Origin of the sequence: Stenotrophomonas sp. BR163 (genome assembly GCF_047520985.2) — a bacterium.
In the GTDB taxonomy this organism is placed as follows: Bacteria; Pseudomonadota; Gammaproteobacteria; order Xanthomonadales; family Xanthomonadaceae; genus Stenotrophomonas; species Stenotrophomonas sepilia.
The window spans coordinates 235429-249085 of record NZ_JAXBRE020000005.1; the positions used below are offsets into that span (position 1 = coordinate 235429).

Annotated in this window: 13 protein-coding genes; 11 read left to right on the forward strand and 2 right to left on the reverse strand. The window is 65.3% G+C overall.

Going from position 1 to position 13657, the window contains the following annotated elements:
- Positions 1-118: 118 nt before the first annotated feature.
- The 8 genes from moeB (at position 119) to ACM0PY_RS06695 (ending at position 10435) form a co-directional block, all read left to right on the forward strand.
- Positions 119-1255 (forward strand): molybdopterin-synthase adenylyltransferase MoeB, encoded by a 1137-nt coding sequence (gene moeB, locus ACM0PY_RS06660; RefSeq protein WP_180884468.1) that lies wholly within the window; start codon positions 119-121, stop codon positions 1253-1255.
- Positions 1256-1578: 323 nt separating this feature from the next.
- Positions 1579-3411 (forward strand): monovalent cation:proton antiporter-2 (CPA2) family protein, encoded by a 1833-nt coding sequence (locus ACM0PY_RS06665; RefSeq protein WP_138953658.1) that lies wholly within the window; start codon positions 1579-1581, stop codon positions 3409-3411.
- A gap of 166 nt (positions 3412-3577) precedes the next feature.
- The gene (folD, locus tag ACM0PY_RS06670; RefSeq protein ID WP_180884465.1) at positions 3578-4456 is read left to right on the forward strand and encodes a bifunctional methylenetetrahydrofolate dehydrogenase/methenyltetrahydrofolate cyclohydrolase FolD; all 879 of its coding nucleotides are present in this window, start codon (positions 3578-3580) and stop codon (positions 4454-4456) included.
- Positions 4457-4876: 420 nt separating this feature from the next.
- A complete protein-coding gene (guaB, locus tag ACM0PY_RS06675; RefSeq protein ID WP_032958143.1) occupies positions 4877-6334 on the forward strand; it encodes an IMP dehydrogenase in 1458 nt (485 codons plus the stop codon).
- Between the two features lie 103 nt (positions 6335-6437).
- Entirely contained in the window at positions 6438-8003 is a 1566-nt protein-coding gene (gene guaA / locus ACM0PY_RS06680; RefSeq protein ID WP_180884463.1) for a glutamine-hydrolyzing GMP synthase, read from the forward strand.
- Positions 8004-8313: 310 nt separating this feature from the next.
- The gene (locus ACM0PY_RS06685) at positions 8314-9570 is read left to right on the forward strand and encodes a tyrosine-type recombinase/integrase (RefSeq protein WP_150359707.1); all 1257 of its coding nucleotides are present in this window, start codon (positions 8314-8316) and stop codon (positions 9568-9570) included.
- Between the two features lie 60 nt (positions 9571-9630).
- Positions 9631-9906 (forward strand): hypothetical protein, encoded by a 276-nt coding sequence (locus ACM0PY_RS06690; RefSeq protein ID WP_150359708.1) that lies wholly within the window; start codon positions 9631-9633, stop codon positions 9904-9906.
- Between the two features lie 4 nt (positions 9907-9910).
- Complete coding sequence (locus ACM0PY_RS06695; protein ID WP_150359709.1) at positions 9911-10435, forward strand: helix-turn-helix transcriptional regulator; 525 nt, start codon at positions 9911-9913, stop codon at positions 10433-10435.
- Positions 10436-10451: 16 nt separating this feature from the next.
- Here ACM0PY_RS06695 and ACM0PY_RS06700 read toward each other — a convergent pair whose 3' ends face one another.
- The gene (locus ACM0PY_RS06700) at positions 10452-10817 is read right to left on the reverse strand and encodes a helix-turn-helix transcriptional regulator (RefSeq protein ID WP_363325782.1); all 366 of its coding nucleotides are present in this window, start codon (positions 10815-10817) and stop codon (positions 10452-10454) included.
- A gap of 427 nt (positions 10818-11244) precedes the next feature.
- Between ACM0PY_RS06700 and radC the strand changes: the two genes are divergently transcribed.
- Both radC and ACM0PY_RS06710 read left to right on the forward strand, forming a co-directional pair.
- On the forward strand, positions 11245-11754 hold the full coding sequence (radC, locus tag ACM0PY_RS06705; protein ID WP_047289094.1) for a RadC family protein: 510 nt from the start codon (positions 11245-11247) through the stop codon (positions 11752-11754).
- Positions 11755-12030: 276 nt separating this feature from the next.
- Positions 12031-12381: a DUF2958 domain-containing protein gene (locus ACM0PY_RS06710; RefSeq protein WP_150359711.1), complete on the forward strand. Its 351-nt coding sequence runs from the start codon at positions 12031-12033 to the stop codon at positions 12379-12381.
- 28 nt (positions 12382-12409) lie between these two features.
- Here the strand turns inward: ACM0PY_RS06710 and ACM0PY_RS06715 are convergent, their stop codons facing one another.
- A complete protein-coding gene (locus ACM0PY_RS06715; protein ID WP_150359712.1) occupies positions 12410-13075 on the reverse strand; it encodes a DUF6988 family protein in 666 nt (221 codons plus the stop codon).
- A gap of 293 nt (positions 13076-13368) precedes the next feature.
- Between ACM0PY_RS06715 and ACM0PY_RS06720 the strand changes: the two genes are divergently transcribed.
- On the forward strand, positions 13369-13657 hold a 289-nt coding region (locus tag ACM0PY_RS06720), incomplete at its 3' end, for a hypothetical protein (RefSeq protein WP_495493250.1).

Here is a 13657-nt window from a genome sequence, read left to right on the forward strand (position 1 = left end):
GCCGGCATGGCCATGAACGCACCGGACGGCCCGAGGTTGCCGGCCAGCGGCCGGCACTACCCCATGTTTGCAGGTATCGGTCAAGGCGGCCTGCCGCCACGTGCGCGATAATGCGGCCATGAGCATCCAAGAGCTTTCCCCCGCACAGGCGCGTGAGCGCCTGGCCCATGGCGCCGTGCTGATCGATGTGCGCGAGGCGCACGAGCGGGCCGGCGGCATGGCCGAGGGCGCGCGCGGCGTGGCCAAGGGCGAGCTGCAGGCCGACCCGGCCGCGCATCTGCCGCGGCGCGACCAGGAGATCCTGCTGATCTGCCAGAGCGGCAAGCGCTCGGCCGATGCCGCGCAGTTCCTGCTGGAGGCCGGGTACGCCCAGGTCGCTTCCGTGACGGGCGGCACCGTGGCCTGGCGCGAGCAGTCGCTGCCACTGGTGCAGCCGCTGGCCAGTGCCGCCGACCGCGATTTCTTTGATCGTTATTCGCGCCACCTGCTGCTGCCACAGGTGGGCGAGGCCGGCCAGCGCCGGCTGCAGGATTCGCGCGTGCTGGTGCTGGGTGCGGGAGGCCTTGGTGCGCCGGCCGGCTTCTATCTGGCTGCCGCCGGGGTAGGGCACCTGCGCTTCGCCGACCACGACCGCGTGGAGCGCAGCAACCTGCATCGGCAGATCGTGCATACCGAAGCCAGCGTCGGCCAGCTCAAGGTCGATTCGGCGCGCGAGCGGCTGCTGGCGTTGAATCCGTCGATCGAGGTCGAGGCGGTGCCGGAGCGGGTGACCTCTGAGAACGTGGATGCGCTGCTGGAGGGCGTGGACGTGGTGCTGGATGGCTCGGACAACTTCCCGCTGCGCTACCTGCTCAACGACGCCTGCATCAAGCACGCCAAGCCCCTGGTCTATGCCGCCATCGAGCGCTTTGACGGCCAGGTAAGCGTGTTTGACGCTGGCCGCCAGCGTGGCGTGGCGCCGTGCTACCGCTGCCTGTTCCCCGAGCCGCCGCCGCCGGAGTTCGCGCCGAACTGTTCCGAGGCCGGTGTGCTGGGCGTGCTGCCTGGCCTGGCCGGCGTGCTGCAGGCCACCGAGGTGCTGAAGCTGCTGTTGGGTATTGGCGAGCCGCTGGTGGGGCGCCTGCTGCGCTTCGATGCGCTGGGCATGCGCTTCCGCGAGACCGGCATCCGCCCGGACCCGCAGTGCCCGGTATGTGCGCCGGGTGTACCGTTCCCGGGGTATATCGATTACGCCGCGTTCTGCCGGGGTGGGTGAGGCTGGCCGGGGATTCATCCACGCATGGCGTGGATCTACCGGGGCGCGGCGGCTGTGCGTCATCCACGCATGGCGTGGATCTACTGTAGAGCCGAGCCCATGCTCGGCTGCTTCTGGCCTCGGCACGAAGAGCAGCCGAGCGTGGGCTCGGCTCTACAGGTCATGGCGCCCACCCAAGCATGTGCCTGATTTCGGGATGATGCTGGGAGTCACTCCCTGCATCGTTCCACTTCCAAGACAATCCGGCGCAACATGCGTGCTATTGCCGTCATCGGCATTGCTCTATTGTTGAACCCGATTCTGGATCTCGGGGAACACACCGCATGGCGGTAGAAGCAGCGACCAGCGAGCTGGTCAAGGTCGTCGCCCTGCTGGGCGCGGCGGTGGTGATGGTGCCTTTGTTCCGCCGGGCCGGCCTGGGCTCGGTGCTGGGCTACTTCGCCGCTGGCCTGGCGATCGGACCGTTCGGGCTGGGCTGGTTCTCCGACCCGCAGGCGATCCTGCATACCGCCGAGCTCGGCGTTGTGATGTTCCTGTTCGTGATCGGCCTGGAAATGCGGCCCTCGCATCTCTGGAGCCTGCGCAAGGAGATCTTCGGGCTGGGCACGCTGCAGATCGTCACCTGTGCGCTGGTGCTGACCAGCATCGCCAAACTGTTCGGCCTGCCGTGGCAGGTGGCCTTCATCGGCGCCACCGGCTTCGTGCTCACCTCCACCGCGGTGGTGATGCAGCTGCTGGCCGAGCGTGGTGACATCGCGCTGCCGTCGGGCCAGAAGATCGTCTCCATCCTGCTGTTCGAAGACCTGCTGATCGTGCCGTTGCTGGCGCTGGTGGCGTGGATGGCGCCGGGCGCGGGCAGTGCCGATGGCGAGGGCTCGCGCTGGCTGTCGGTGGCGATCGGCGTGGGTGCCATCGTCGGCCTGGTGCTGGTCGGCCGCTTCCTGCTCAACCCGCTGTTCCGCGTGCTGGCCGAATCGAAGGCGCGCGAGGTGATGACCGCCGCCGCGCTGCTGGTGGTGCTGGGCGCGGCGCTGCTGATGCAGCTGTCCGGCCTGTCGATGGCGATGGGCGCGTTCCTGGCCGGTGTGCTGCTGAGCGAATCGACCTTCCGCCACCAGATCGAGGCGGACATCGAGCCGTTCCGCGGCATCCTGCTGGGCCTGTTCTTCCTCAGCGTCGGCATGGCGCTGGACCTGGGCGTGGTGGCCGGCAACTGGCAGCTGATCCTCGGCCTGGTGCTGGCGTTGATGGCGGCCAAGGCGCTGTGCATCTACGTGGTCGCGCGCATCATGGGCAGCGACCACGCGCAGGCGCTGGATCGGGGCGTGCTGATGGCGCAGGGCGGCGAGTTCGCCTTCGTGCTGTTCTCCGCCGCCGCATCGGCCGGCGTGATCAACCTGGAGATCAATGCCAACTTCACCGCCGTGGTGGTGCTGTCGATGGCGCTGACCCCGCTGGTGGTGCTGCTCTACAAGCGCATCGCGCCGAAGCCGACGGTGAACATGGACGGCGTGGACGAGGCCGATGGCCTGTCCGGCAGCGTGCTGCTGATCGGCTTCGGCCGCTTCGGCCAGGTCGCCAGCCAGTCGCTGCTGGCGCGCGACGTGGACGTGACCATCATCGACAACGATGTGGAGATGATCCAGAGCGCGGCGCGCTTCGGTTTCAAGATCTACTACGGCGACGGTACGCGACTGGACGTGCTGCATGCCTCGGGCGCGGCCACGGCACGTGCGATTGCGGTGTGCGTGGACAAGGCCGAGGCGGCTGATCGCATTGTTGAGCTGGTGTCGCACGAGTTCCCGCAGGCCAAGCTGATGGTGCGCTCGTTCGACCGCGAGCATTCGCTGCGGCTGATCCATGCCGGTGTCGATTTCCAGATCCGCGAGACATTTGAATCGGCGGTGCTGTTCGGCCAGGCGGCGCTGGTGGAACTGGGTGCGGACGAGGACGATGCGATCGAAATTGCCGAGCAGATCCGCCGCCGCGATGCCGAGCGTTTCGAGCTGGAAATTGCTGGTGGTGGTCTGAATGCCGGCGCCAAGATGGTGTTCGGCAATTCAGGCCAGGGCGTGCCGACGCCGACGCCGTTCACCGCGCCGAAGCGGGCAAGCAAGACGTTGAACCCGCAGGACGTGCCAGAAGAGGAAGAATAAAGCCCGGTCGTGCCGGCCGCTGGCCGGCAGATGCGGAAACGTTCCGACGTCATGGGGGTGCCGGCCAGCGGCCGGCACAACCGGGTGGGGATTACCCAAGCCGGCGGTGGGCGAGGGGGCCTGAATCAGGGACAATAGCGTCCCCGCCGCCCCACGCCTGCTCCCGATGACCGATTCCGCCCCCCAGCATCCTGCCCGCATCCTTGATGGCCGCCGCATCGCCGAGGACCTGCTCGACAGCCTGAGGGTGCGCGTCGACGCCCGCGTGGCCGCCGGTGGCAGCCGCCCGGGCCTGGCCGTGGTGCTGGTCGGTGGCGACCCGGCCTCGACCGTATACGTGCGCAACAAGCGCCGTGCCGCCGAGAAGGTCGGCATCGAGGCGCATGACTACGATCTGCCGGCCGGAACCACCGAGGCCGAGCTGCTCGACCTGATCGACCAGCTCAATGCCGACCCGAAGATCCACGGCATCCTGATCCAGCTGCCGCTGCCGGGCATCCCCGACGCGCGCCGGCTGATCCAGCGCATCGACCCGCGCAAGGACGTGGACGGTTTCCACCCGGAAAACGTCGGCCACCTGGCCCTGCGCGAGTTCGGCCTGCGCCCGTGCACCCCGCGCGGCATCACCACGCTGCTGGGCCACACCGACCAGCCGGTGCGTGGCCGCAACGCCACCATCGTGGGCGTCAGCAACCACGTCGGCCGCCCGATGGGCCTGGAGCTGCTGATCGCCGGCTGCACCGTGACCAGCTGCCACAAGTTCACCCCCAAGGACGTGCTGGAACAGGCCGTGCGCAACGCCGACATCCTGGTGGTGGCGGTGGGCCGCCCGGGCATCGTGCCGGGCGAGTGGGTGAAGCCGGGCGCGGTGGTGATCGACGTCGGTATCAACCGGTTGGATGACGGCCGGCTGGTGGGCGATGTCGGGTTTGAAGCGGCTGCCCAGCGGGCCAGCTGGATCACCCCGGTGCCGGGCGGCGTGGGCCCGATGACCGTGGCCACATTGATGCAGAACACCCTGGAAGCGGCGGAAGCGCTGAGCTGACCTCACTTGGGGCTGTTCTCAGGTGCCTGAGGGATAGTGCGGACCAACGGTCCGCACCCACCAAAGGCGCTTCAGGGCTGGCTCGGGTGATCCTCTCAAGGTGGGTGCCGACCGTTGGTCGGCACAATGCCGGTGCACAGGTATATGAAGGCAGTGCGGACCAACGGTCCGCACCCACCAAAGGCGCTCCAGGGCTGGCCCGGATGACCCTCTTAAGGTGGGTGCCCACCGTTGGTCGGCACAATGCCGGTGCACAGGTATATGAAGGTAGTGCGGACCAACGGTCCGCACCCACCGAGGCAGGTTTCACCGCCCCCTGAACCGATCACCGCCCGCGCGACACTGCGTCGTATCTACCCCCTGCCACGCGGCGCGAAAACAGGGTAAAATGTCGCGCTTCCCCACATCTCGGGTATGCCGATGCTGCGCATCCAGGCTGAAGCACTCACTTACGACGACGTCTCGCTCGTCCCCGCCCACTCGACCATCCTGCCCAAGGACGTCAACCTCGAAACGCGGTTGACCCGAGACCTGAAGCTGAAGCTTCCGATCCTGTCCGCCGCCATGGATACCGTCACCGAAGCCCGCCTGGCCATCGCCATGGCCCAGCTCGGCGGCATGGGCATCATCCACAAGAATCTCAGCCTGGAACAGCAGGCCGCGGAAGTGGCCAAGGTCAAGAAGTTCGAGGCCGGTGTCATCCGCGACCCGATCACCGTCGGCCCGGAAACCACCATCCGCGACGTGCTGGCCCTGACCCAGGCGCACAACATCTCCGGCGTGCCGGTGGTGGGCAGCGACGGCCAGCTGGCCGGCATCGTGACCCACCGCGACATGCGCTTCGAGACCGAGCTGGACGATCCGGTCCGCCACATCATGACCAAGAAGGATCGCCTGATCACGGTCAAGGAAGGCGCCGCGTCTGACGAAGTGCTGCAGCTGCTGCACCGCAACCGCATCGAGAAGGTGCTGGTGGTCAATGACTCGTTCGAACTGCGTGGCCTGATCACCGTCAAGGACATCCAGAAGAACACCGACTTCCCGAACGCTGCCAAGGATCTGTCGACCCGCCTGCTGGTCGGCGCTGCCGTCGGCGTGGGTGGTGATACCGACCGCCGCGTGGAAGCGCTGGTCGCCGCCGGCGTGGACGTGATCGTGGTCGATACCGCGCACGGCCACTCGCAGGGCGTGCTGGACCGCGTCAGCTGGGTCAAGAAGAACTTCCCGAACGTGCAGGTCATCGGTGGCAACATCTGCACCGGCGAAGCCGCACTGGCGCTGCTGGACAGCGGCGCGGACGCCGTCAAGGTCGGCATCGGCCCGGGCTCGATCTGCACCACCCGCGTCGTCGCCGGCGTCGGCGTGCCGCAGGTCACCGCCATTGATCTGGTGGCCGAAGCGCTGCAGGACCGCATCCCGCTGATCGCCGACGGTGGCATCCGCTACTCGGGCGACATCGGCAAGGCGCTGGCCGCCGGTGCCTCGACCATCATGGTCGGCGGCCTGCTGGCCGGTACGGAGGAATCGCCGGGCGAGACCGAGCTGTACCAGGGCCGTTCGTACAAGAGCTACCGCGGCATGGGTTCGCTGGCTGCCATGGAGAAGGGGTCGAAGGACCGCTACTTCCAGGACGCCGCCACCGCCGACAAGCTGGTGCCCGAAGGCATCGAAGGCCGCGTGCCGTACCGCGGCCCGGTGGGCGGCATCATCCACCAGCTGATGGGCGGCCTGCGCGCCACCATGGGCTACGTGGGCTGCGCCACCATCGACGAGATGCGCAGCAAGCCCAAGTTCGTGAAGATCAGCGGCGCCGGCCAGCGTGAGAGCCACGTCCACGACGTGACGATCACCAAAGAGCCGCCGAACTACCGCGCCTGACGCGGGCCGAGCAAAGAGGAACGGGGAAGCACTTCCCGTTCCTCTTTCTCCATCTGCCGCCGTAAATCTGATTTCGTTTTCCCTACTGCATTGCCGGGGCGCCATGACCAACATCCATAACGACAAGATCCTCATCCTCGATTTCGGCGCGCAGTACACGCAGCTGATCGCCCGCCGCATCCGCGAGCTGGGCGTCTACTGCGAAATCTGGGCATGGGACCACAACCCGGCCGAGATCGCCTCGTTCGGCGCCAAGGGCATCATCCTGTCCGGTGGCCCGGAATCGACCACGCTGCCGGGTGCGCCGGTCGCGCCGCAGGAAGTGTTCGACAGCGGCCTGCCGATCTTCGGCATCTGCTACGGCATGCAGACCCTGGCCGCGCAGCTGGGCGGTGCCACCGAAGCGGCTGACCAGCGCGAGTTCGGCCACGCCGAAGTGAACGTGATCAACCCCGATGCACTGTTCAAGGGCCTGAGCGACCATGGTGGCGAGCCGAAGCTGAATGTCTGGATGAGCCACGGCGACCACGTCTCCGTTGCACCGCCGGGCTTCACCATCACCGCCACCACCGACCGCATTCCGGTGGCTGCCATGGCCAACGAAGAAAAGCGCTGGTACGGCGTGCAGTTCCACCCGGAAGTGACCCACACCCTGCAGGGCCAAGCGCTGCTGCGCCGCTTCGTGGTGGATGTGTGCGGCTGCCAGACCCTGTGGACCGCCGCCAACATCATCGACGACCAGATCGCCCGCGTGCGCGAACAGGTGGGCGATGACGAAGTGATCCTGGGCCTGTCCGGCGGCGTCGATTCGTCCGTGGTGGCGGCGCTGCTGCACAAGGCCATCGGCGAGAAGCTGACCTGCGTGTTCGTGGATACCGGCCTGCTGCGCTGGCAGGAAGGCGACCAGGTGATGGCGATGTTCGCCGAGCACATGGGCGTAAAGGTGGTGCGCGTGAATGCCGCCGACCGTTACTTCGCTGCGCTGGAAGGCGTGAGCGACCCGGAAGCCAAGCGCAAGATCATCGGCAACCTGTTCGTTGAGATCTTCGACGAAGAGTCGAGCAAGCTGAAGAACGCCAAGTGGCTGGCGCAGGGCACCATCTACCCGGACGTGATCGAGTCGGCCGGCAGCAAGACCGGCAAGGCGCACGTGATCAAGAGCCACCACAACGTGGGCGGCCTGCCGGAGCACATGAAGCTGGGCCTGGTAGAGCCGCTGCGCGAGCTGTTCAAGGATGAAGTGCGCCGCCTGGGTGTTGAGCTGGGCCTGCCGCGCACCATGGTCTACCGCCACCCGTTCCCGGGCCCGGGCCTGGGCGTGCGTATCCTGGGCGAAGTGAAGCGCGAATACGCCGAACTGCTGGCCAAGGCCGATGCCATCTTCATTGATGAGCTGCGTAAGGCGGACCTGTACGACAAGACCAGCCAGGCGTTTGCCGTGTTCCTGCCGGTGAAGTCGGTGGGCGTGGTGGGTGATGCGCGCGCTTACGAGTGGGTGATTGCGCTAAGGGCCGTGGAGACGATCGACTTCATGACGGCGCATTGGGCGCATCTGCCGTATGAGTTCCTGGGGACGGTGAGCAACCGGATCATCAATGAGTTGCGGGGGGTGTCGCGGGTGGTTTATGACATCTCGGGGAAGCCGCCGGCGACTATTGAGTGGGAGTGAATTGACGTCCTTCGAGGACTATCGCCAGCTATCGAAAAACTGACGTAACGTGTTGATTTAGAAGAAAATACGTCGCAACAGCTATCGGTAGCTATCGCCGGCCAGCAGAAAAAGTTGACGGTAGAGCTGACGGTAAAAATCGAGGCCGGATTAAGACACTCTCGTTCACTATTCAGACTTTTACCGTCTTTGACGGTAAAAGCCTTCTCGGGAAAGCTTGTTTCATGGGGCTTTCCGGGCATCAGCAGGTCTCCAGGTCCCTGACGGTAAAACCTGACGGTAAATCCGTCACATGCCGGAGGAAACCTCGATGCTGACCGACGCCGCACTACGTAATTTCAAGCCTAAGTCCAAGATTTATAAGACTTCTGACCGAGACGGGATGTACGTGACGGTATCGCCTGGCGGAACGATCACGTTCCGCTACGACTACCGGCTCCACGGCCGCCGCGAGACACTGACCCTCGGACGCTATGGCCCTGGTGGCATCTCGCTGGCAATGGCGCGCGAACTGCTGCTGGACGCGCGCAAAGCCGTTCTCAAGGGTGTCTCGCCCGCGCTGGAAAAGCAGCGTGAGAAACGCCGGGTGGTCGCCATCAAGACCTTCGGCGCGGCGATGGAGACGTGGCTGGCCAACGCAAGGCTGGCCGACAGCACCCGCGCCATGCGCAAGCACATCATCGACCGGGACATCCTGCCGGTCTTCCAGAATCGCCTGCTGACCGAAATCCAGGCCGAAGACCTGCGGGCCTTGTGCAACAAGGTCAAGGAGCGTGGGGCGCCGGCGACGGCGGTACAGATTCGGGACATCGTGAAGCAGGTCTACATCTACGCCATCGCCCACGGTGAGAAGGTGGATAACCCCGCCGACAGCGTGGGCGCGGCCTCGATCGCCACCTTTGTGCCGAAAGATCGTGCCTTGTCTCCGCTGGAGATCCGGCTGTTCATGCAGCAGATGGAATCGGTGGCGACCTATCCGACCATCAAGCTGGCGCTGCGCTTGATCCTGCTGACGCTGGTACGCAAGAGCGAACTGATCCACGCCACCTGGGATGAGGTCGATTTCGAGAGCAAGACCTGGACGATTCCTAAGCAGCGGATGAAGGGGCGCAACCCGCACATGGTCTATCTATCGCGCCAGACGCTCGACATCTTCGTGACGTTGCACGCCTGCGCGGCGGGATCAAGGTTCGTTTTTCCGTCTCGCTATGACGCAGAGCGGTGCATGTCCAACGCCACTTTGAATCGCGTCACGGGGCTCGTGGTGGAGGCGGCAAAGACCAAGGGACTGCCGCTGCAACCCTTCACCGTCCATGACCTGCGCCGGACCGGCTCGACGCTGTTGAACGAAATCGGCTTCAACCGAGACTGGATCGAGAAGTGCCTGGCGCACGAGGACGGGCGTTCCTCGCGCTCGGTTTACAACAAGGCCGAGTACGCCGAGCAGCGGCGCCACATGCTGCAAGAGTGGGCCAACCTCGTCGATGCCTGGGGCGGTGGGCAGACGTACGTGCCGAAGCTGTTACCGGCGAACGTGGTGGTGCCGGCGTTGAGCGCGATAGCCTGAAACAGTTGCTTGGTTGTCACTTGACAACCAAGCAACTCATCCCCATACTGGAGATCATTGATGGCTCGTTCCCCTCATCCGAAGAAAGATGTCGAGGAAGCTCTCAGGCATGCCGAAGGGCAGGGCTGGCGCGTCGAAGTCGGCGGCAGCCACGCTTGGGGGCGGATGTATTGCCCTTACAACGATGAAGAATGTCGCTGCGGCGAGTTCTGCATCACCAGCGTATGGAGCACGCCGAAAAATCCCGGCAACCACGCGCGCGCCTTGCGGCGCGTCGTGGACAACTGCATCACGCACCGGCCGCAGCGCGACGCTGATGATGGTGCCAAGGAGTAGCGCGATGGAATACACCTTCATTCTGAAATACCAGCTCGCCGACGACGACCGCGATACGGATGCACTGGTGGAGCGCCTGGGCGAAGCCGGCTGCGACGATGCCTTGATCGGCATTGGGCAGCCGGGTCGGTTGGCGCTAGAGTTCACCCGCGAGGCAGCGGATGCGGACGAGGCCGTGCGTAGCGCGCTGGCCGATGTGCGCGGCGCCGCACCGACCGCGCGATTGATCGAAGTAGCGCCGGATCTGGTGGGTCTGACTGACGTGGCCGACATTGTTGGCGTGTCGCGGCAGAACATGCGCAAGCTGATGCTGGCGCATCCGGGCAGCTTTCCGGCGCCGGTGCATGAAGGCAGCGCGTCGATCTGGCATTTGGCGGACGTATTGGCGTGGTTGCAGGCCAAGGGCAGCTACTCGTTGGCCAAAGACGTGCTGGAGGTGGCGCGGGTGGCCTTGCAGGTCAACGTGGCAAAGGAGGGGCAGCGATTGCCGCGCTCGACATCCAAGGCACTGGAGGTTTTGATTGGATGAGCGCCGCTGCTTGGCCTTATGCCTCGCTCGAACCCGCCCGGACAGGGCGGGTTTTTCGTAAGTGGACATCCGGTTTCGATACGCCGGCGCGCGGAGCCTGCTTTCGTTCTTCGACCCAGGCTTCCACTTCTGCCAAGTCCCATACCACGCAGCGTGGTGTCAGGTTGAAGCGACGTGGGAACTCACCGCGACGCTCCATTTCGTAGATCGTCGTTTCGGCGAGGGGAACGATCTGCCGCAGTTCCTGCCGGCGAATGGTGCGACGGAAGGGAAGGACACTGCGCGTTGGAAATTGCGGCAAAGCCTCGTAGGCATCCGTTCCTGGCAAGGGGAGGCCGACATCGGTGCCGGCGGTATTGGGGGCTTGCGATAGCTGTTCCACCTCGGACTCCATGGTTCTGCTGCATGGAGACATGGTGAAGTTCAATACCTATCGGGACAACTTGCTGCGGCGTAGTGGAGCGGGTTCGATGTGGTACTTGGATGTTGCGTCCCGGCGTACCGCCGTCGGGTTCGCGGGCTGCGCCCCGCGCTTCGTGCCGAATCGCGGCCATCCGGCTTTGATCCCTGACGCCTTCGGCCCTGTTGGGCCTGCGCGCTGCGCTTGCTCAACGGCGGGTGTGTGCAGTGGGCGGGGTGTGGGCGGTCTTGCTGTTCCCTTCACCATATCACGGCGTTCTCGCCGTCAAGGGCGGCGCGCGCTTGTGCGCGCTTGCGTCCTGGCGGCCGTCTGCGACCCCTGACTGCTTGCGCTGCGCCGTGCTGGCGACGGTTCCGGGCAATTCCGCCCAAGCAACCGGAGCACGATCATGTCGCAACTGTCTTTTTCCTCGTTCGATACCTCACTGATGGTGCGTGATGCGCAGGGCCGCTACCTGCTGGCGACGACTGACCAGATTCTGGAGGCCGCGCGCCAGGCTATCGAGCACAAGATGCAGCGCGGTGCGTCATTCAGTTCGCCGGTGGCGGTCAAGGAGTACCTGCGCGCCAAGCTGGCTGGGTTCGAGCACGAGGTGTTCGCCGTGCTGTTCCTGGATACGCACCATTGCTTGATCGAATATGCCGAGATGTTTCGAGGCACCATCGATAGCGCATCGGTGTATCCGCGCGAAGTGGTCAAGCAGGCGCTGCGGCTCAATGCGGCGGCGGTCATCGTTTCGCACAACCACCCGAGCGGGAATCCTGAGCCGAGCGCGGCCGACAGGGCACTGACCCAGCGGCTCAAGGAGGCGCTGGCACTTGTGGACGTTCGCATTCTGGATCACATCATCGTCGCGGGCGGCAACACCACATCATTCGCCGAACGCGGCCTGATCTGACCAAGGGGGCTTCGGCCCCCTTTTTGCTGCGTCCGGTGGCGCAACTCCGGCCCGCGCGGGCCTGCGCGCTTCGCTTGCCGAGAACCGGGGAACGTGAAGGTGCAAGGGAGGCGGTCTTGCTGTTCCCTTCATCGTGCCACGGCGTGCTCGCCGTCAAGGGCTGCGCGCCGATGGCGCTTGCGTCCTGGCGGCCGTCGTTGACCCCTGACTGCTTGCGCTGCGCCGTGCCCCGGAAGGGTCGGGCAACTCCGCCCGGCAACCTTTCAGGAGTTCACCATGAACAACGCACTCATCACTGACGAGCAGCGCGTCGTGCTGCTGGCCAATGGCTGCAAATCACTGGAGAACCCGGACTTCGATCCGGCGCCCGTGGTCAAGCTGTTCACGCCGGATGCCGGCGCGACCTGGCTGCTGACCGAGATTGATCCCGACGACCACGACCACGCCTTTGGTCTTTGCGACCTGGGCCTGGGGATGCCGGAAATCGGCTGGGTCAGCCTGGGCGAACTGGCGGCCGTGCGCGGCGGGCTGGGCCTGCCAATCGAACGTGACCTGTCTTTCCGGGCCGAAAAGCGGTTGAGCGCCTATGCGCGCGATGCGCGCCTGGCTGGGCGAATCGTTCAGTGATTGCGCGGGGCGTCGCAAGATGCCCCGTTCAAGGTTTCAGCAGATCCGGCAGGCAGTCGGCGAATGCCGGCTGGATCTTGCTCACGGGCTTGGTCACGGCTTCATCGCCGGTGAGGACAGCCATCGTCATGCCGGTCATGGTCGTCAGACCGTTCGAGCTGCGCAGCACTTGCAGCGCAAGATCGACCGGGAAGCCGTCGACACTGCGCCGAAGCGGATGAATGCCGCCATGCACGAATGAGTTCATGCCGTGCCAGGTCACATCCTTGAAGTGCAACAGCATCTGGTGCGCGGCTGCCGGCGCGCCTTGTCCGACTCGCTTGCCGATCTGCTCAATCATTTCGCTGGCGCCAGGCAAATTCTTGGCTGCCTGTTCGCTCTGCTGCGTCAGTGGCGCCAGCAACTTGTCGATCGCTGCGTCGCTAGCTGCGTAGAGCAGCCACATTGCCCGTGTCATGGCCTCGAACTGCAGGCGCATGAGGCCGACGGCAGACGTGGGCAGTCGCAGCGACATCAACGCTCGCATTGCCGCCGCATGTTCCATAGCCACCAAGCACATGCCGAGGGCAGATTCGCCACGGGGCGATCCATCGAACTCGGCATTGCCCAGCAATTCATCCAGCCGTTCGTGCAAGGCATTGGAGCGGTGAAGCATGTGCTCCAACGGGTCGTTGTTGATGATGGTTTCCTCCATAGGGGGATGGTAGGACAGTCGTGCGTCCCCGGCCAAGCAGACATGGCCGGTCGCGCTGTCGTGCTGCGCATCGAGCCGCCTGCGGTGTCTCGCCCCTTCGGGCTTCCATCGTTCCCTCGCTCCGCTCGGCTGACGCCTCCGGCCCGGCTTCCAGCTTCGGGCCTGCGCGCTTCGCTTGCCGTGCGATTCGGCAGACAGGGAAGGCCGTTGCCATGTCCAGCCGTCTCCCCTGACTTCATCACCTCCACCGCGACTGTAGCCCGCGCCCGTGTGCCGTCAAGGCGCGCAGGGCCGTGTCCTCGGCTGCGCCTGCGGGCCGCACCAACCCTGCGCTTGCCTCCTTGACGGCACCCGTTCGCGCGCTCCTGACCGTCGCGGGCGATGAACTCAGGAAAGACGGTGGCAACAGGGCCAACCGGGTTCCTCGTGCCGACCGCACCGAACAGCCGAAAGGCTGGGCTCCGAATCTAGGAATCCGGTGTGCGGTTTTCTTCAACAGCCTTTTTGTTCAGGAGAAAGACATGCAAATCGCATCCCGTTTCGCTTCCCGCTCCCCGGGGCTGCGCCGCGACGCCCCCCTGT